A 20,102-nucleotide genomic window follows, 5' to 3' on the forward strand; every position below is an offset into this window, starting at 1 on the left:
CTTTGGGAGTGCTGTTTGCGTGAAAAGTTTATTGCTCAAGAAAGCTTAATGAAATTAATTCTCCCCCATTGAATTGTTCAGCCTGTTGTTTTTTTAATTATCTATCCCTAAAAATGTTATTAGCTATCTAGTTCCTTAGTTCCTACCTGTGTTCTATTTTAAGTTTATTCGGTAGTTAGTTAGCCTATACAAAGACATAAATATAATTCATAATCATTTTTTTTTGCTCTCTCTAATGAAGTATAGCTTTTCTGAGGGCTTCGGGGTTAAATATTAATTTAAATTGTTAAATATTTAGCATTTTTATTTAAATTATGAACCCGTTCAGTGCCTTACTGCCTTGTCTAGGGGAGGGTTTAAGAGAATTTAAAAATTTTAGATATATCTTAAGATAGATGAAAAAAAACTTTAAATAAATTTATAATTAAATTAGTGAATAAAAAACTCAATAAAAAGTTATTCTTAAGCAAAAGCTGATCTAGCAATCCTAGAGAAGTTTTAATAAGTCGTCTTTAGAAAAGTAGAGAAGTTGACGGCAACTTCCCCATTCAATAATCTAGAATCAGTTTCAACCTAGACTAACTAATGGTTTTTTCCCTCATCAATGAACTAGAATAGCTATAGTAAGTACCTGGACATAAATAAAGCACACTATGTTAAGAAATGTAAAACTCTCCTAACTCTTACCCATTGCCCTTTCCCCCTTCCCCTTTCCCCAATCTCACTGTTAACTTTAATTTTGTCCAGGTACTTAGTGCCCTCCTAAATTTGCTCATCCTGAAGTCATTTGCGATACACAAGTATTCAATCCTTTGAGAACGAGATGAGGATATTTCTGTAAAAAGAAAGCCTCTACTTCGAAAGCTTGATCGGCTTTTTCATAGTTATGTAAAATGTTCTCTACTTGGGCAGGAGATAAACCATTGAGAATGGTGGTTAATAGCTCAGGATCTTGAGTTAAAAAGGCAGTGGTATCAGGATTATCTAAGCCATCAATGCAGTCTTGTACGGCGTGCCAACTTTCATGAACTAAGGTTTCAACATACTCTTGATAGTGTTTCATAGCATCTTTGCAAATAACCATTAAATTATCTATGCGATCATAATAGCCATACAGAATTAATCCCGGCTGTTGTTCGCATTGTTCATCGGAGAGGGAAATTTTCACGAGAGCGAGAATTTCTTGATACTGATGCACTAAATTTTCTTGCTCTAAGGAAAACATAGGCGTAGGTGTTTCTATTTCACTTTGATGGGGTGGGTTAAGGCATTTCCCATCTTCGGCTAACCCTTGAGAATTGACAGCAGGGCAGGTGTAATGGAGATTTTGGCTAGGTAACTGTTTTGCAGTGGCAGGTGCTGTTAATAATAAAATTCCAGCAATTAATAAAACGAACAGAAGCAGTTTTTTCACTCTTTGCTATTTAAGAAAATTGATTCCTACTAGCATCTAACCAAACTCTTCTGTTTTCTGTGATTTAGTTATCATTTTAATGTGATCTTGATCACAGTGCTGTTACAAATCTTTACAGTGTAATTAAGATTTTAATTTTTATCAAACATCATACACTGTTCCTATAGTAATATTATTGACTATCTTGACCAAACCTTTCTATTAACTCCTCCTTTGACAACTCTAACAACAGACGAGTGTATTGTTGAGTCGATAACTGTAGCAAAGCATCAACAACCCTCTCTAAAGAACGATCCAACTCTCCAAACTTAGCGGTAAGTAAACTTTCAATCGTTTCCCGTCGTCCTTGTTGTCGTCCCTGCTGTAAACCCTGCTGTAAACCCTGCTGTAAACCTAATTGTAAACCTTCTTCCAACCCTTCTTTTAGAGTTGCTTGCCGCCATTCCATATAAGCTTGTCGAAAATTCATAATTATCTCCTGATCATCTTCACTCAAAGGTTGCTTAATGTCCATTGTTACACGCCATCCGATTAATAATTGTTCTACATTTTCTCGTAACAAATCACCTTCGGGCATTTCTAATATTTCTCTGGCCGCTTGGCGCTGGATTTCTCCTCTGCCTAAAAGCCTCAACCAGAGAGTTTCTCGAGTAACCGGTAATTGATTAATCGCTATTATCGCAGTCCTCAGAGACTTCGAGAGAAAATAAACCCCATTGGCCCAATTCTCTAGATCTAATTTAGCATCAAAACTTTCTAGTAAAGCGGCACTCGCAGAAGTCGCCAAAATCCACAAACGAGGTAAATCATCTTCAGATAAACTTTTATTTTCCCGCTTCCCTTTGCGCCCTAAATCAGCACAGACAGACAATAACTTTAACACACAATTACGGATTTCGGTTCTTGTAGGAGCATTCCGAAAAGGCTCAATTAACACAGTAGTCGCCGCCATTCTCCCCAATAACCCCAACCTTTCTGAAATCTCATTAGACCCAGAACTCGGCGAAAAAAACACATCAACTTGGCGAGTTTCATCACTCACCTCCTTACTAATTTCAACCGTACCTAAAGGCGAAAGTAACTCCTCTAAATACTGTTTCGCAAACTGGTCATGAAATTGCCGAGTCAAACCCTTACCCCTCCTCTCTGTGCCAAATAAAAAGGGTTTAATCAAATTAAACCCCCTCAACTATCAATCATCAAATTAACTAAGACTTCCCAGACAAATAAGCCTCCAAAGCTTCAGTAACAATTTGATTCATCGGTCGTCCCTCATCTTGAGAAGCCTGTTTAAGACGAATAAACATATCATCTGGGACACTAACCCGATTTTGATTTTTCCGAACACGCCGAGGTTTTGTAGTCTTTTTATTCATCTTTTGATAGCTTCCTAACTGATAAGATTCAGAAAACTCTCTTAAAGCATCAAACCCTACCCGTCTACAGAATGTACCAAAACTTTCGCCGCTAGTTTTATTTTCTTTAAAATAAACAAAAATCGGTTCTAAAAAAGTTTCAATTTGGTCAAAAGGCAACTTATCAATATAAGTTTGAGCGAGTACGGTTTGATTGGGATCTCCTCCTAACCAAATTTGATAAGTCCCCGGATTACTGCCCACAAAGCCTAATTCTGCCATATAAGGTCTAGCACAGCCATTAGGACACCCAGTCATACGAATGACAAATTGTTCGTCCGCCATTCCCAACTGTTCTAGAAGAGTGCGAATACGATCAATAATGCCAGGTAATGCTCTTTCGGACTCGGTAATGGCTAACCCACAGGTAGGAAAGGCGGGACAGGCCATTGAATAACGTATTAAAGGGTCAATTTCTTCGGGATTAGTGATGATGCCATGCTCATGTAGAATGCTGTTAATCGCTTCTTGGTGAGCGGGGTCAATTTCATACAAAATAATATTGTGGTTGGGGGTTAGCCGCATGGGTAAGTCGAACTGTTCCACCACTTTTTTTAAAGCGGTTTTTAGTTGAAAACTTCCCTCATCTTTAACCCGGCCATTTTCAACGGAGATGCCTAAAAATAGCTTTCCGTCTCCTTGTTCACACCATCCCAGAAAGTCTTGATATTTCCAGTCGGGTAAGGGTTTAAATGGTTGTATCGACTTGCCAAAATACTCCTCTACTTTAGCGCGGAATTTTTCGACTCCCCAATCTTCCACAAGATACTTCATTCTCGCATGACGACGGTCCGTGCGGTCACCGTAGTCTCTTTGAGTGGCGACGATGGCTTTCATTAACTCATAGATATCGTCTTTGTCTACATAACCAATAGGATCGGCCATTCTGGGAAAGGTTTCTTCTTTGTTGTGGGTACGGCCTAACCCTCCGCCGGCGAGGATATTAAACCCTTCTAAGTCTCCGGACTCATTGGTCATTACCACTAAACCGACATCATTGGTATAAATATCGAGACAGTTATCACCCGGAACCGTGACAGCACATTTGAATTTACGGGGCATATAATGTTCCCCATAAATGGGTTCTTCTTTATCGACAAAAATCGTCCCATTGTGATTGTTTTGTCTAGCCGCTTTTACTTCGGGTGCAACTTCTGCGCTGATCACTTTTTCGCCATCTAACCAAATTTCGTAGTAAGCGCCGGTTTGAGGTTTGAGCAGATCAGCTATCTTATTGGCATATTCCCAAGCATATAGATATTCTGGGCGGTTTTTAAACGGAGCAGGCGGGGCCATGACATTGCGGTTGAGGTCTCCACAAGCTCCCAAGGTAGAACCCATATTTTTGACAATGGCTGAAATGGCGGCTTTTAGATTTTTTTTGAGAACTCCATGAAGTTGAAACCCTTGACGAGTGGTCACTCTGAGAGTTTTATTGCCGTATTCGTCACTGAGGCGATCTAAGGTAAGATACAATTGGGCTGGAATAAATCCCCCGGGGTTGCGGGTACGCAACATCATCTGATAATCTTTTTCTTGTCCTTTAGCCCGGTTATCCCGATTATCCTGTTGGTATGAACCATGATACTTAAGAAGTTGCACTGCATCATTACTAAAATGAGTGGTATCTTCTAAGACTTCAGTTGCCAGAGGTTCTCGTAAGTAGTTACTTTTTTCTTTTAAGCCTTCTACTTTAGACAATTTACCGGTTGAGGGAATTGGTGTTTTGACCATTGGAATTTAGAAATTAATCGCTCTTACTAACTTTGTATAAAGGGTAAATATGCTCGATTTTCATCTTCGCTAGTGCTTCGTCCTTTATAACCCCGATTATCAAACTGGAGGGGTGTCTGGCTGATGTTTTTGTTGAATGTTAATTCAGCTTATGAAGACCCAAGGACAATAAACAAATGACGATTTTGCCATTATTTCCATCTTAGCGTTAATAATCTGCTTCGATTCTTTAAAAATTGTGACAGCCTCGTTACTCTACAGAAAAATATTCTACCCTTTAAGAGAATATCAAGTTCACTATTATACATAATAAGCAATTTTTAAACGTGCAGTTGGCTTCTTTTTTAACATGAGTAACCCATCAGGTAGCAAAACAGTTCTCAGTAGCAATCCATATATTATTCTCAACAATCAAGGAGAAATTTTACCCTCTCTAAATTTGACTCGTCCCTATCATAGCTTAGGGAGAGATCCTCAGCAAGTGGACCTCCTTGTTCCTCCTTCTTGGACTGTGGTGAGTCGTTTTCAAGCCTGCTTTCGCAAGATAGGAAACCATTATTATATTTATGATGGTGATGGAAGTAAAGCCAGTGCTAACAAGTTATTTATCAATAATACTGTTATTACTCCTACTGAAGGCTATCATTTACAAAATGGAGATGAAATTAAGGTGGGGCAAAACCCTCAAAATTGGGTCATCATTACTTATTTTGATCCCAATAGTGCCCAGCCGGCTAAACAGCCAACTCAATATTCTATTTCCCTTAAAAATCGTTCTGTGGTTTTAGGACGAGAACCCAGTGCTACTCTACAGCTTGATGCGCCTACTGTGTCTCGTCAACACGCTACCATCGATCAGGATGCTCAGGGAAAATATATCATCCATGACTATAGCACTAATGGTGTATTTGTTAATGGGCAAAAAGTCAACGGAGCGGCTTTTTTACCTCCAGGGGCTACCGTGCGAATTGGGCCTTATACTTTAGTGTTACAAGGGGATGATTTAGTTTTAGTCGATCAAGGGGACAATATTCGGCTTGATGCTGAAAATCTGGTGAGAGTTGTACAAGATAAGAAAAAGCGAAAAATTACTATTTTAAATGATATTTCTCTTCCCATTGAGCCTGGACAATTTGTCACCTTAGTCGGGGGAAGTGGTGCCGGTAAATCGACTTTATTAAAAACATTGTTGGGCATCGAACCCACTACGTCAGGAACGGTTTATTTGAATGGGGAAAATTTAAGAAATAATTTCAATATTTATCGGACTCAAATCGGCTATGTTCCGCAATTCGATATTGTCCATAAAGATTTAACGGTGGCTGAAGTTCTTTTTTATGCGGCTAAATTACGTCTTCCTCCTGATATTTATGTAGAAGAAGTTATTGAAAAAACTTTAAAACAAGTTGAACTTTCTGAGCGACGGGATACTCTGGTTAAAGACCTCAGTGGCGGACAGTTAAAACGAGTGAGTATAGCAGTAGAGTTATTAGCTGATCCGAAATTATTCTTCTTGGATGAACCTACCTCGGGACTCGATCCGGGGTTAGATAAAAAGATGATGGAATTGTTGGCTAAATTGGCAAAAGAAGGACGAACTGTTATTCTTGTTACTCATGCCACAGCGAATATTACTTTATGTGAGCGGTTAGTTTTCCTCGGCAAAGGAGGGAACCTTTGTTACTTTGGCACTCCTGAAGATGCCATTCGGTTTTTTAGGGTTAATACTGATGGTTTTGCTGATATTTATATTAAATTAGAAAACAAAGACTCAGTGGAGCAAGAGGCACAGCGATTTCGTCAATCTCAATTTTATCAGGAATATATTGAAAAACGTCTCAGTCAAGCTACGCCTCAGATTGCCTCTAAGCCAGCTAAAGTTATTCATCCATTTTTCCAACAACTATTCATTTTAACTGAACGCTATTTTAAGCTAATTACTAGAGATAGATTAAGTTTGATTTTATCTTTATTAACCGCTCCCATAGGCATTGGTTTAATTACCTTAGCCATTCGCAATCAAGACCCTCTAATTATTACTAATCCTAAAGAATTTGAGCTAGTTTCAAAAGCGGCTCCTTTAGCTTTAAAAGTGCTATTTGTTTTTACCTGTGCTTCTTTATGGGTAGGACTCTCCAGTTCTTTACAAGAAATCGTCAAAGAAGCGGAAATTTATACTAGAGAGCGGCTAGTTAATTTAAGATTAGTGGCTTATTTAGGCTCTAAATTATTGATTTTAGGCGGATTAGCTTTGCTGCAAACTTTATTAATTGCTCTGGTGATTTTAATCGGGTTTAAAGACCCAGAACCCGATACAATTCCTTGGGTTGTCGGTATGGGAATTACCACTTATTTGACCTTATTAGCTTCTATGAGTTTAGGTTTAATGATATCGGCGGGAGTCAAAAATAGTACCCAAGCGAATAATGCTTTACCGATTTTACTCTTACCTCAAATTATTTTTTCAGGGGTCTTATTTGAAATTAAAGGAACTCTGACTAAGTTAGTTTCTTGGTTAATGTTAAGCCGTTGGTCAATTGGGGCTTATGGGGTCTTAGTAGAAATTCAAGGAATGATTAAAACCGCCCAAGAAAGTGATGAAGTAAAAGTCTTGAAAATGGCCTTACCTTTTGAAGACCCTAATAATGTTTATCGGGAAACTTGGGAAAATTTAAGCTTAAATTGGGGAATGTTATTACTCCATACTATTATTTATTTATCGGTTACATTCTGGTTACAAAAACGTAAAGATATTTTATAAATTAGTCATTAGTTATTAGTTATTGGTTTTTTACCTTTACCCTTTATCCTTTCCCTGTTACCCTTTACGGTACTTTCTAGAGAATTCCTTAACAAGCAAGCAATCAGAGCAAGAATGCCTAACAATAGATTCGTCTGTATATTAGATCAAATTGTATGGGCGCTACCAAAAGAATTGGAATTCTCACCAGTGGGGGTGACTGTGCTGGTTTAAATCCTGTCATTCGTGCTGTTGTGCATCATGCTAATGGTAATTATGGTTGGGATGTCTTAGGAATTTGTCAAGCAACCAACGGGTTGATGAGTCGTCCTCCCCAAGCGATTCATCTAGACTTGAATGAGGTTGATCGCCTTTTAACCCTTGGAGGAACGATGTTAGGGACAACCAACAAAGGTGATCCCTTTGCTTTCCCGATGGGTGATGGAACCGTCCTAGACCGCTCCAATGAAATTATAGAAGGGTATCATAGTTTAGGATTAGATGCCCTAATAGGCATTGGGGGTGATGGAAGTTTAGCCATTTTGCGGCGCTTGGCCCAACAAGGCGGCATGAATCTAGTGGGTATTCCCAAAACCATTGATAATGATGTGGGACTAACAGAACGTTCTATCGGGTTTGATACTGCCGTTAATATCGCCACAGAAGCCTTAGATCGACTTCATTTTACCGCAGCCAGTCATAATCGAGTGCTGATTTTAGAAGTCATGGGGCGTGATGCTGGACATATTGCGCTTAATGCCGGTATTGCTGGCGGAGCAGATATTATTTTAATACCAGAAATTCCCTATAAATTAGAAAATGTTTGTGCCCAAATTAAGAAACGTCAAGATAGAGGCAAACATTTCTGTTTAGTCATGGTGTCAGAAGCCGTTTGTACTGAAGGGGGAGAACAAGTCACCCAGATGCAACAATTTGGCGAATGTCGTTTCGGCGGTATTGGTCAATATATTGCCAGTCAAATTGCTGAGTATACAGGGGCAGAAACCCGAGTAACCGTATTAGGACACCTACAACGAGGGGGGATACCTTCGCCAGGCGATCGCCTATTAGCCTCAGCTTTTGGAGTAGCGGCAGTGGATTTAATTGCTCAAGAAAAATTTGATCAGATGGTCACTTGGCAAAAGCGTCAAGTGGTTAGTGTTCCTATTGCTGAAGCGATTCAAAATTATAGAAATGTTGATCCCCAAGGAACAATGGTCAAAACTGCCAGAGGTTTAGGAATTTGTCTAGGAGATTAGTCATTAGTTATTTAGTCATTAGTCATTAGTCGTTGGTCATTAGTTGTCTATTACTTATTAATCTTTTAATCCTTGTCGTAATTGCCCCGTGAGATGGACAACTTCAGGGATGATTAGTTTTTCTAAAGCTAATTTAACTGCGTTGGTAGAACCCGGCAGAGAAAAAATCAGTTTTTGACGATAAATGCCAGCAATTGCCCTAGACGCTATGGCTCTTGAGCCAATTTCTTGATAACTCAGCCAACGAAATAGTTCTCCAAATCCGGGTAAAGTTTTCTCTAATAATTGAACCAGTGCATCATAGGTGGTATCCCTTGGCGCAATTCCGGTTCCTCCGTTAAAAATAACCACTTCTATTTCAGGACGAGTGCTTAAAAGTGTTAACTGTGCCTGAATTTGTTGAGGTTCATCGGGAATTAAACTATAAAATTCGATCTGATGTCCCGCTTGTTGTAGTAATTGCTCGATCAGTTGTCCACTACGATCGCTCTCGCGGGTACGAGTATCACTAACTGTAATTACAGCACATTTAAGCGATACCTTCTCTTGGTCTTGATGGGGAATTCGAGTCATTAGTCATTAGTCATTAGCTGCCGTCTGTACGGGCGAACACCAGTTCGCCCCAAAAACCCTTTAGGCTTTATTTGGCTTTGGTAAATTCTAATCCGTTTTCTTTACCGTAGCGTTCCATAAAACGCATAAAACGCTCCCACTCACTCGCAGAATTCATAATCAGTAAAGCTTCGATCGCCTGGGGTTTACCGTTGATAAATTTCCCTTTTACTTCGCGGGTAACGATTTCTCCTTCGGAGTCAATTAAATACATTCCCGTAACTTCTTGTGTCTGATCGTCAGCAAAAATGTTGGGGGAGTCAAAATAAAATGTCGCTGTAGCACTATCTCCAGTACGTGACCGCGTTACTTTAATGGTGGGAACTGCGTCTTCTTTTAAACCTCTTGCAAATTGGATTTGTGCCATTCTGTTTCCTTATCAATTTAATACATATTTCTTAATCATCTCATAAAAAATTTATACCTGAATAGCCCGGCATCGGAAATTTATCTCGGGGAGTGTCAGAATTGAGTAGTATGTCTTGGAGAAACCAGTACAATGATATTACTGGAAGCCGAAGTTCATTCTTCACTGCTTGGTTATTTAAGGAAGCATCAGCGCCCAAGTTGGATTCATCATCTGACGATGGCGCGAATGGTTTCGCGTGCTATACGCACTCAACGGAGTGCCCTGATTCAAACGGGCAGTACAGCATCACGTTACAGTGTAAGTTATCTCACTCCGGCCTTATTAACTCGTGATCCTGTAATTTTGGTGGTTTCTCACAAAATGCGAGAGAGATTATTAAAGGTAGAAATTCCCCAACTCCAGCAATGGTTAGAATCGGATAAAGAAATTGACATTGGTGAATGCTGGCCTAACTCGGAATTTTGCGGACTGCTGCTAACTTCTCCTCAAGCTTGGTTAGGGGATCGTCTTGAGCAAAAAGGGGTTTTTCCCCCTAATATTCCCACTCTCATCGAAGGAGCAAACGAATTAGAAGAATGGGCAAGAGATTATTTAACAGTGTCTATTACTCCCCAAGACTGGGATTGTCTTTTAGCGCAATGTTCTCATCAAGCTGAGTTAATTCGCAATCTACGAGTTAAACTCACTAAAGAAATTTTCAATCATCCTAAAAATCCCTATGAATGTTATTTAATTGAACAACCAGAACAAGACGACTTACAAAATCTTTGCCAACTGCTGGCGGCTGATCTTGATGAGAATTCTCCTTTGAGCCGATTTTGCCGTCAAATGGCTCTAGAAGCTCAGATCCTCTGGACATCTATTGATCGAGAGCGAGGACAATTTACTTTACATAGTAGTCCCATTCAAGTCGCTCCTAATTTAAGTTCAATATGGCAGCAACAGCCCATTGTCTTAATGGGAGGATTTTTAGATAATGATAAAGAGGCTACTATTTATCGTCAAAAATTAGGATTAGGAGAATTACTGTCTCTTAAATTTCATCCTAACCGCAGCAGTGAATTTATTAATTTATATTTGCCGGACCGTCTGCCGTTGCCCAATACGCCTGAATTTCAAGCTGTATTAATGAAACAAGCTTATAACTTAGTAAGTCTCTGTAGTCAGGTAGAAAAGCCTGTGGTTATTTTGGTAGAAGATGTCCCTTTAAAAGCACAAGTTGGGACAATTTTAGCCGCCGAATTTGGCTCGAGAGTTGTGGTAGAAAAACCCGAATTATCTGAGGATATAATTTTAGTTTGTGGTTGGGATTTTTGGCATCAAAATCAAGAGTTATTTCCGACCCCTCAATTATTAATTATAGCGACTTTGCCGATTCCCTCTTTAGAAAATCCTTTAGTAGCCGCACAAGTGGCTTATTATAAACAGAAAAAACAAGATTGGTTTCGCGTTTATTTATTACCTACCGCTTTAAAAGAAATTCAACGGGCAGTTATGCCTTTACGAGAAGCTCAGGGCGTAGTCGCTTTATTAGATAATCGGGTTAATTCTCGAAGTTATGGCACTCAAATTTTAGCGGCTCTTGAACCTTATGCTCGAATTAATTATATTGATATGGGTTGGTTTTCTAACTCTAATTAAACTCTTCTAAACTCGGATTAGAATCCTTGAATGATAACTCTGATTGATTGACGACCTTAACTGAGATTTTCCTGATTAAATAATCATTCTTACTTAATGACGACTATAATTAACCCGACTATAATTGATCGGTAAGATAGCACCAATCAGAGTCTATCAAACAATCATTCTAATCATAATCAAAAATGAGCGTCGATCCCCTAGCAGTTTGTACCTCAATTTTAACACCCCTATCTTTGTTGGAACGCACCCACAAAGTTTACCCGCATAAAACAGCCCTCATCTATGACTCAACAAGCTGGACTTATGCACAGTTTGCCCAACGAGTTAATCAATTAGCGCATCGCCTTCGACAAGAAGGACTTCAAAAAGGAGACCGGGTAGCTTTTTTGTGTCCCAATATTCCACCCATGTTAGAGGCTCATTTTGGGGTTCCCTTAGCTGGTGGTATATTAGTCTGTATTAATATTCGTCTTTCTCCTCAAGAAATCCTTTATATTCTTAATCACAGTGGTGCGAAATTTCTCTTTGTCGATACAGAATGGACAAATAACATCAAACAAATACAATCCCAACTGGAAACGGTAGAAAAAATTATTCATATTTCCGATCAAGAAAATTTGGCACCTCTTGAGGGGGAAGAGTATCAAGGGTTTTTAGATAAGGCCAATTCAAAATCTGTCCCTTGGTTAATTTCTGATGAGATGGAAACCATTTCTATCAATTATACCAGTGGAACAACCGGCAAGCCTAAAGGGGTAATGTATTCCCATCGGGGAGCTTATCTTAATAGCTTAGGAGAAATTCTTGAAACCCGTTTAACTCCAGAATCAGTTTATTTGTGGACTCTGCCCATGTTTCATTGTAATGGCTGGTGCTTTCCTTGGGCAGTAACAGCTATTGGAGCAACTCATCTCTGTTTGAGAAAATTTAATGCGGCTCTTATTTGGCAACTGATTCATGAGCAAAAAGTGAGTCATTTATGTGCCGCTCCCATTGTCTTAATTTCTTTATTAAATGATGCTAATTGCCCTCAAAAATTAGAGGTTCCACTACGGATAACCACCGCCGGCGCGCCTCCTTCTCCCACCTTAATTGAAAAAATTACCGCCATTGGGGCAAAAATTACTCATGTCTATGGGTTAACTGAAGTCTACGGACCTTATAGTGTCTGTGAGGAACAACCGCAATGGCAAGAATTGAACTTACCAGAACGAGCAAAACGCTTAGCGCGTCAGGGAGTACCCTATATTGGTGCCGAGGGTTTGCGGGTAGTGGATGAGCAAATGCAGGATGTTCCCGCAGATGGAGAAACCATAGGGGAAGTGATTATGCGTGGCAATATGGTGATGAAAGGCTATTATAATGACCCCCAAGCGACAGAAAATGCGTTTAGTGGCGGCTGGTTTCATAGTGGCGATATCGGGGTTATGTATCCGGATGGTTATATGGAATTACGTGATCGCATTAAGGATATTATTATTACTGGCGGCGAGACAGTATCGAGTATCGAAGTAGAACAATGCTTGTATGCTCATGAAGGTGTGTTAGAGTGTGCTGTGATCGGAGTTCCTCATGAAAAATGGGGAGAAACACCCAAAGCTTTTGTAACTTTAAAAGAAGATTTTACTGTCACCGAACAAGATTTAATTGAGTTTTGCCGCTCTAAGATTGCTCATTATAAATGCCCTACGGCTATTGAATTTATTGTTTTACCGAAAACTAGCACCGGTAAGATTCAAAAGTATCTTTTACGGCAAAAAGAATGGAAAGGATTTGACAAAAAAATACTAGGCTCTTAAACCTTGTGATCAATTGCAATATTTAAGATAGATTCAGTTATACGAGAATGATTGCTTTGGCTCTCCTGTACTTAGGGTGATCAGAAAAAATTATCAATCGTAGGGTGGGTTAGGCGTGGGGATCATTTTGATAAAAAACCGATAATATTTGATCCACGCCGTAACCCACCAAAAATACTTTTGTAACACACTATACAATTCTCCCCAAGATGCAAGGAGAGCCATTGCTTTTAACTACTCTTTCTCGTTCTTGTTTTTTTCAAATAATTAGATAAAACTTCAGCTAAATATTGATATTGTTCAATAGTATTGTAAACTTGGGCGGAAATTCTGACATATTGCTGCCCGGAAAACCAAGGAATAATCGGCACTTCTATGTTAAATTCTTTCAGTAATTTATTATACAAATCTTGACCCAATAAAGAGAGATTTTCTAAACTAATGCAAGCCATTGCGCCGATCATCTCATCTGGACAAGGAAGCGGGACTTCTAAAGCTTGAGCAACTATTTTTCTAGCTTCTAAAACCCGTTGATGATTGTGTTCCCATAACTCTGCCCAACCGCCAGGCAATAATGATTCTATAAATTGAATCGCTTTAGGAACCGATAAATAAGCTGTTGGGTCATCAGTGCCCATCCAATCAAATTCTAAACGAAAACGTGATTGATCCGTTCGAGGAGAATTAGCCCCATGACTAATGACTAAAGGGCGAATTTGAGCTTGTTTATCTGGCCTAACCTGAAGAAAACCCGCCCCCTTGGGAGCGAATAACCATTTATGACAATTCCCTGTGTAGTAAGCGGCTCCAATCTTATTAATATTTAAAGGAATAAACCCAGGAGCATGAGCGCCATCTACTAGAGTATCTACGCCTCGGTTAGCTAATTCTTTTACTAACGTTTCAATGGGAAAAATTAAAGCCGTCGCACTGGTAACATGATCTAAAAGTGCCAATTTAGTTTGAGGAGAAACCCTGGCTAAAATTGCCTCTGTTACCTGTTCAAAAGACTCAACCGGAAAAGGAACCTCAGCCACAACTACTTTAGCACCAGTTCGGTTAGCGATGAATTCTACCGCATTGCGACAGGCGTTATAAGTATGATTGGTAATTAAGATTTCCTCGCCGGGTTTAAAGGTAAGAGAACGTAAAATAGTATTGACTCCAAAAGTGGCATTAGGAATAAAAGCCAAATCCTCAGCATCAGCACCTATAAAAGCCGCTAATTCTACTCTAGCCGCCTTATTTAGCCCTTCTAAATCTCTAGCTACAAATTCCAGGGGTTGCCGTTCTAATCTTTCTCTTAGAGACTGTTGGTATTCTAAAACGGGTATAGGTGCGGCTCCATAAGAGCCATGATTGAGGAAATAAATATTTTTGTCAAGTAACCAGTAGTGTTGCAAGGTTAAAGATTTAATGAGTTTTCTGCTTACAATAATAATATTTTGCTAAAATTTAATCAATTCATCTAGCCATATTTTTTTCTTTACAAAGTTAAGACAGAAATCGATAAAAAAATAGAAAAAATATTTGTATTTTGAAAAGAGGTTTAGGAAGGGTGTCAGATATTTTACTTAGCCGCTACAAAATCAACCGAAGCCTGGCCAGTGGAGGTTTTGGAGATACTTATTTAGCTCAAGACCTGGCTTTACCGGGCAACCCTTTATGTGTGGTCAAACATTTAAAACCTAAAGTTCTCAGTTCTCAAGCGTTACCCATTGCGAAAACTCTGTTCGAGCGAGAAGCAGAATACCTGTACCAATTGGGTGAACATTCTCAAATTCCCCGTCTATATGCTCATTTCCAACAAGAGGGAGAATTTTATTTAGTGCAGGAATTTATTGAGGGAAATGAACTCACTCAAGAATTAATAGAAGGACAACTTTGGAGTGAATCAAAAACCATTGAGCTTTTACGGTCCATTTTAGAAGTGTTAGCCGTTGTTCATCAAAAAAATGTCATTCATCGAGACATTAAACCCTCTAATATTATGCGCCGCAAAGCAGATGGAAAATTAGTCTTAATTGATTTTGGCGCAGTTAAAGAATTTAGCTCATTAACCGTTACTTCTGGAGGACAAACCAGTTTGACAGTTGCCATAGGGACTCCTGGTTATATGCCTCCTGAACAAGCGCACGGAAAGCCCACATTAGCCAGTGATATCTATGCAGTAGGAATGATAGCAATTCAAGCTTTAACCGGCGTTAATCCCTCTTTACTTCCTACTGAACCGCAAACTGGCGAAATTATTTGGCGTGACCATGCTAGGGTTAGCGATCAATTTGCAACAATTTTAAATAAGATGATTCATGAATATCATCGCTTACGCTATCAAAATGCCAGGGAGGCCTTAGAAGATTTAAACTCGTTGAATTTTTCCAACCCTACTGTTTATTCTACAGAGGCTAACAGTTCAAATCCTACTCTAGTGGTTTCTCCTGGATCTAATGATAATTCTCCAAGGACATTAAATTCCCCTAAAATTTTCCCTTGGGTTTTCGGGCTAATGGGGGGATTAGTTTTAGCGGCAACAGGAACTATTATTTTTAATCGTTTTATCTCTAATTCCTCTACAGTGGTAACGGTTTCTCCTACTCCTGATGCCTCTGCCTCAGAACCGCCGCCAACCACTTTCACCCCTTCTGTTGCTCCTGATGCCTCTACCTCAGAACCGCCGCCAACCACCTTAACTCCTTATCCTACTCCTGATGCCTCTGCCTCAGAACCGCCGCCAACCACTTTAACCCCTTCTCCTACTCCTGATGCCTCTCCCTCAGTATCATTAAATCCTGCTACTTGGCTTTCTGCTAGTGGTAAGACCACTATTCCTCAACTAGATAGTATCTGTTGGGGGAATAATCAAATTAACTCAGCACAAACTGTTTTTAGTAGTCCTCCTTATCAAGGGAGTTTACGCTTTAATAATCCAAAAACAGGCGGCTGTTTTCCGGGAGACACTTTAACAGGAACTTTTGAACTTTCTAGTCAGGGAAATTACTGCACAGGTCAAATAACAGTCACTTGGTATGAAAATAATCAGGCTCATCTACAATGGTTAATCAATAATTTGGGTACTGATTGTCCAGTGAGTAGCGATAGATGGGAAATAGATACTCATCCCGTGCGAGGTTAATAATAACAAGCCGCTCAACCATTTAATAAAGCTTCTACAAACTCATAACTCGAAAACGGACGTAAATCCTCAATTCCTTCACCCGCACCAATAAACCGAATGGGTAAATCTAATTGCTGTGCTACTGCTAAAGCGACACCTCCTTTAGCTGTCCCATCTAACTTAGTCAAGACAACCCCACTTAATTTAGCCGCTTCTGAAAACACTTGAGCTTGACGCAGGCCGTTTTGTCCTAAAGTGGCATCTAAAACGAGTAAAGATTCTACTTTAGCCTTGGGGGCTTTTTTATCAATAATGCGACGAATTTTTGCCAATTCATCCATCAAATTTTTCTTATTTTGTAAACGTCCCGCCGTATCCACTAATAATAAATTGACATTGCGCGACTGTGCCGCATTAATCCCATCAAATACTACCGCCGCCGGGTCAGTATTTTTGCCGGGGTTAGCAATCACTTCTGTTCCACTGCGTTCGCCCCAAATTTTCACCTGTTCGACGGCTGCCGCGCGAAAAGTATCAGCCGCCACAATCAGACAGCTATAACCAGATTTATTGGCCATGTGAGCCAATTTTCCAATGGTTGTGGTTTTTCCTGCTCCATTTACCCCAGTTAAAAGCCAAATATTGAGAACGTCTTTTTCTGGCTCAAAGGCGGTATCCTCAAAATGTTTGAAAGGGCGATCGAGAATTTCTCGTATAATTTCCTTAAGATACTCAATGGCTTGTTCTGGGGGTAAAGATTCCTCCCGCAATTTTTCCTGTAGTGCTTCAATAATATAATCGGTGGCTTCAATCCCTACATCTGCCTGTAATAAGAGTGCTTCTATTTCTGTTACTGCATCTTGATTAAGAGGCCCTTGACCCACAATAGCTTTAAGCTGGTTAACCAAACTGCGGCGAGTTTTACCGAGACCTTCTCGAAGCCGCTTTAACCAATTAATTTCTTCTTCGGTTACGTCCTCGGCGGCGCGTCCTTGTTTGGCTAAAACCTGTGCTGACCAGACAAAATCATCATCAAAGCTGAGAGATTTGAATTGCTCTTGCACCAGTGGGGTGTCTGTGGCGGTTTCTTTGAGGATGTCTAAACGGTCTGATTTTTTCATCCAAGCCGGAACCGCTTGAGAGGGTTCGCTAAGAGCGAGTTTAGCCTCTGAGGGGGTGTCGCTAACTCCTACTGTGGGTTCTGGTGTTTTGATCTCTTCTAAGGATGTAGTGGTCAATTCTTGAGCAGGAGTTTCTGCACTGGGAGTCAGTTCGACAGTTTCTTCGCTTTTTCGCTGCTGAATATTCTTAAAGGCCGTTTTAGCCCAATTGAGATACTCTTCTTGACCCGATGCGGCTTTTTCGGGTTCGGGTTCAGCTTGCACAGGTTGAGCTTCAGGGGTGAGCGGCTCAGATACAGGCTTTTCCGGTTCGGTTTTAGCAGTAGTTTCTTTTTGACGGCGAAACCAATTAAACATCAGAATACAGTGTTAAACGGGCGTGTAAATTAATCTTAACGTTAATGGGAAAGGTGGGAAAGGGAGAGATTTACACACCTGTGTTCGGCTGTGAGTTTAGCCAGACTTTGGGGAACTCTAGAACTGTAGGCATTTTGTCAAGCTAGAGGTTAACATGAGTCAATGTCTTAATCCTAATTGTCTTTACCATAATCTGGATACTAACCAATTGTGCTTTAAATGTGGCTCATCTCTGTTATTAAAAGTCAGACCTAGAGGATTGAGTCAAAGATTTTTCCCTGTAGATAAGTATTTATCCTCTCATCCCACGCTAGAGATTGGCTATTGTAGACTTTATCAGTTTCTTGCTACCAAAAATTGGAAAGAAGCTAATGAAGAAACCGCTCACCTTATCTTAAAAATTTGCGAAAACATTCAAAAATTTGGCGGCGATTGGCCAAATTTGTCCTATTTACCGGCTCTAGAATTGAGAAAAATTGATCGATTGTGGCTTCATTTTAGTGAGGGGCATTTTGGCTTTTCTGTTCAAGGAGAAATTTGGCAGCAATTAGGCGGAAGATTAGATTTTTTTGAGTTTGAACTTTATGAACAATGGGCTAAAAAAGTTGGTTGGCAGGCGAATAATATATGGATAAAATATTCTCAATTAAAAGATTTTACCTATGGTCCTGATGGATATCTACCGGCTGTTACCATGACCTGGTCAAATGGGGATGCTGCTTGCTGCGGCGTAGAAACTTTTCAATTATTTTCTCAAGTAAGTCCTTTAATTAAATCGGGATCATCCCATTTTTGTTATTCTGAACCTTATCCTTCGCTATCCCCTTCTACAAGCTTAGGGCTAAAGGCTCAGGGCTGAGGGCAACTCCTACTATAATATATAGACTAAAAACTCAGATTTGCGACGAAATTAGCTTACTAGATTCATAGACATTTTCAGCTTTTCTCGATGCTAATTAGGTAGGGGCCATTAGTGCGAAAAAAGGCCCACCATCCCCTATAGTTTTAACTTTTAGCTTCTAGTTTCAATTGTTCTGTTACCCGTCGCAAAACGCCATTAATAAATCGATATCCCTCTTCATCTGAGTAACGTTTAGCAATTTCTACGGCTTCATTAATAGCGACTTTTTGAGGGACTTCCAGAAATAACATTTCAGCGACGGCAATTCTTAAAATATCGCGGTCAATTTTCGGTAAGCGGCTTAACTGCCAGTCTACCATTCCCGTTGCTAATTGTTGTTCTATTTCTTTTTGCCGGCGGAAAACCGTCCCAATAATTTCTACAGCATATTCTCGCACTTCATACTGACTTGAGAGTTGAACAATTTCGGGGATTTCTATCATCGCCGCCAGTCGATTAATGGCATTTTGAGTTAATTCTAAAGCTTCATTAACCATAGTTTGGGCACTTTTAAGATTGGTGGCCCGGGTTTCACTGGCTAATAAACGTTCTTGGGAGCGGCTCACTTCTGCGGCTGCTGTTTCTAAGGTTTCTTGAACTTCTCCGGCTAGAGTGCGAATAGCGGCTAAAACCAGTTGATTTAACTCTACTGCTTCGAGTTTTTCGGAAGCACCTTTGATTTGACTTAAACTCAACAGAGCTAATTCTCTGGCAATACGACGAGGTTGTTGACGAGGAGGCATAGTTAAATGGTAGGGTGTGAGGTTTGAGAAACGGAAATTAATCTTCTTTGTTAAGAACAGGTTCTTCAATCGATTGATGTTTCTCTTCTGATAAAGATTTTGTTAAGGAGTTATTTGTATAGAATTTGGGTAAAGTCAGGGGAATAGATGGCGGTGGGTTGGGATTAACAATTCCTCCAGAAATTAAAATTTTAAAAGCATCTTCAATGGACATTGATACATCTATAACCTCGTCTTCTGGTACAATGGCATACCAGCCGGAGGTAGGATTAGGGGTTGTAGGAATGAATATATTTAGCATAGGTTTTGCTAATTCTGATTGCAGTTGACTGCTTAGAGTTCCAGTCACAAAACCCAGGCTCCAAACTCCCTGCCTAGGATATTCTACCATAACGACTCGACGAAATTTTGTCTTAGAATCTTTAAAAAGGGTTTCTAAAATTTGTTGAAGAGTTTTATAAACGGAGCCAGCTAAAGGAATGGATTGTAGAATTTTTTCTCCTACGTCAAGCAGCCATCTTCCGACAATATTACGCGCCATTAACCCAATTAACAAAATGGCCAGCAAAGGCACGGTCAAGCCCACTGCTAAATTGATAAAATTGCTTAAAATTGGGTCAAGATTATGAAAAGGGTTTAGCTGTTTAGGAATACGAGTCAGTAAATCAATGACCCAACTAGCAATGGTTATACTTAACCAAATTGTGGTTGCCAAGGGAATAATCACTAATAGACCAGCGATTAAGTCATTTTTTAAATCTTGTTTTAAACGTTGTAAAAATGAGCTAACACTCGCCATATAATTAAATAGTTTGTTTAGAAAGGGTTGATACTAAACGAGTTTTAAAAAGAGCGACAATAACTTTTAAAGTTTAGCC

General features: G+C 39.7%; 15 protein-coding genes. 6 read left to right on the plus strand and 9 right to left on the minus strand.

Annotation, left to right across the window (positions count from 1 at the left end):
* Positions 1–772 precede the first annotated feature (772 nt).
* From CYAN7822_RS00740 to sir, 3 genes are all read right to left on the minus strand, one after another.
* Complete coding sequence (locus CYAN7822_RS00740) at positions 773–1,414, minus strand: hypothetical protein (protein ID WP_013320316.1); 642 nt, start codon at positions 1,412–1,414, stop codon at positions 773–775.
* 172 nt (positions 1,415–1,586) lie between these two features.
* Positions 1,587–2,543: a hypothetical protein gene (locus CYAN7822_RS00745; RefSeq protein ID WP_013320317.1), complete on the minus strand. Its 957-nt coding sequence runs from the start codon at positions 2,541–2,543 to the stop codon at positions 1,587–1,589.
* 79 nt (positions 2,544–2,622) lie between these two features.
* Entirely contained in the window at positions 2,623–4,563 is a 1,941-nt protein-coding gene (gene sir / locus CYAN7822_RS00750; protein WP_013320318.1) for a sulfite reductase, ferredoxin dependent, read from the minus strand.
* Positions 4,564–4,912: 349 nt separating this feature from the next.
* On the opposite strand from sir, the gene CYAN7822_RS00755 reads away from it, so the two are divergent.
* Positions 4,913–7,324, plus strand: a complete 2,412-nt coding sequence (locus CYAN7822_RS00755) for an ATP-binding cassette domain-containing protein (RefSeq protein WP_013320319.1) — start codon at positions 4,913–4,915, stop codon at positions 7,322–7,324.
* 155 nt (positions 7,325–7,479) lie between these two features.
* A complete protein-coding gene (locus CYAN7822_RS00760; protein ID WP_013320320.1) occupies positions 7,480–8,562 on the plus strand; it encodes an ATP-dependent 6-phosphofructokinase in 1,083 nt (360 codons plus the stop codon).
* A 57-nt stretch (positions 8,563–8,619) separates the two neighbouring features.
* Here the strand turns inward: CYAN7822_RS00760 and CYAN7822_RS00765 are convergent, their stop codons facing one another.
* Together CYAN7822_RS00765 and psb28 are read right to left on the minus strand one after the other, a co-directional pair.
* On the minus strand, positions 8,620–9,135 hold the full coding sequence (locus CYAN7822_RS00765) for a MogA/MoaB family molybdenum cofactor biosynthesis protein (RefSeq protein WP_013320321.1): 516 nt from the start codon (positions 9,133–9,135) through the stop codon (positions 8,620–8,622).
* Positions 9,136–9,202: 67 nt separating this feature from the next.
* Positions 9,203–9,541 (minus strand): photosystem II reaction center protein Psb28, encoded by a 339-nt coding sequence (psb28, locus tag CYAN7822_RS00770; protein WP_013320322.1) that lies wholly within the window; start codon positions 9,539–9,541, stop codon positions 9,203–9,205.
* Between the two features lie 132 nt (positions 9,542–9,673).
* Here psb28 and CYAN7822_RS00775 point away from each other — a divergent pair, with 132 nt between their 5' ends.
* Together CYAN7822_RS00775 and CYAN7822_RS00780 are read left to right on the plus strand one after the other, a co-directional pair.
* Positions 9,674–11,185, plus strand: coding sequence for a helicase C-terminal domain-containing protein (locus tag CYAN7822_RS00775; protein WP_013320323.1), 1,512 nt, complete (start codon positions 9,674–9,676; stop codon positions 11,183–11,185).
* Positions 11,186–11,370: 185 nt separating this feature from the next.
* The gene (locus CYAN7822_RS00780) at positions 11,371–12,987 is read left to right on the plus strand and encodes an acyl--CoA ligase family protein (protein WP_013320324.1); all 1,617 of its coding nucleotides are present in this window, start codon (positions 11,371–11,373) and stop codon (positions 12,985–12,987) included.
* 230 nt (positions 12,988–13,217) lie between these two features.
* On the opposite strand, the gene CYAN7822_RS00785 is transcribed toward CYAN7822_RS00780, so the two are convergent.
* A complete protein-coding gene (locus CYAN7822_RS00785) occupies positions 13,218–14,390 on the minus strand; it encodes an aminotransferase class V-fold PLP-dependent enzyme (protein WP_013320326.1) in 1,173 nt (390 codons plus the stop codon).
* 155 nt (positions 14,391–14,545) lie between these two features.
* On the opposite strand from CYAN7822_RS00785, the gene CYAN7822_RS34280 reads away from it, so the two are divergent.
* On the plus strand, positions 14,546–16,120 hold the full coding sequence (locus tag CYAN7822_RS34280; protein ID WP_013320327.1) for a serine/threonine-protein kinase: 1,575 nt from the start codon (positions 14,546–14,548) through the stop codon (positions 16,118–16,120).
* A gap of 14 nt (positions 16,121–16,134) precedes the next feature.
* Here CYAN7822_RS34280 and ftsY read toward each other — a convergent pair whose 3' ends face one another.
* Complete coding sequence (gene ftsY, locus CYAN7822_RS00795) at positions 16,135–17,580, minus strand: signal recognition particle-docking protein FtsY (RefSeq protein WP_013320328.1); 1,446 nt, start codon at positions 17,578–17,580, stop codon at positions 16,135–16,137.
* Between the two features lie 154 nt (positions 17,581–17,734).
* Between ftsY and CYAN7822_RS00800 the strand changes: the two genes are divergently transcribed.
* Positions 17,735–18,439, plus strand: a complete 705-nt coding sequence (locus tag CYAN7822_RS00800; RefSeq protein ID WP_013320329.1) for a GUN4 domain-containing protein — start codon at positions 17,735–17,737, stop codon at positions 18,437–18,439.
* A 146-nt stretch (positions 18,440–18,585) separates the two neighbouring features.
* Here CYAN7822_RS00800 and nusB read toward each other — a convergent pair whose 3' ends face one another.
* Both nusB and CYAN7822_RS00810 read right to left on the minus strand, forming a co-directional pair.
* A complete protein-coding gene (gene nusB / locus CYAN7822_RS00805; RefSeq protein WP_013320330.1) occupies positions 18,586–19,224 on the minus strand; it encodes a transcription antitermination factor NusB in 639 nt (212 codons plus the stop codon).
* Between the two features lie 37 nt (positions 19,225–19,261).
* A complete protein-coding gene (locus tag CYAN7822_RS00810) occupies positions 19,262–20,023 on the minus strand; it encodes a DUF502 domain-containing protein (RefSeq protein ID WP_013320331.1) in 762 nt (253 codons plus the stop codon).
* Positions 20,024–20,102: the final 79 nt, after the last annotated feature.

This window comes from Gloeothece verrucosa PCC 7822, from assembly GCF_000147335.1.
Taxonomy (GTDB): Bacteria; Cyanobacteriota; Cyanobacteriia; order Cyanobacteriales; family Microcystaceae; genus Gloeothece; species Gloeothece verrucosa.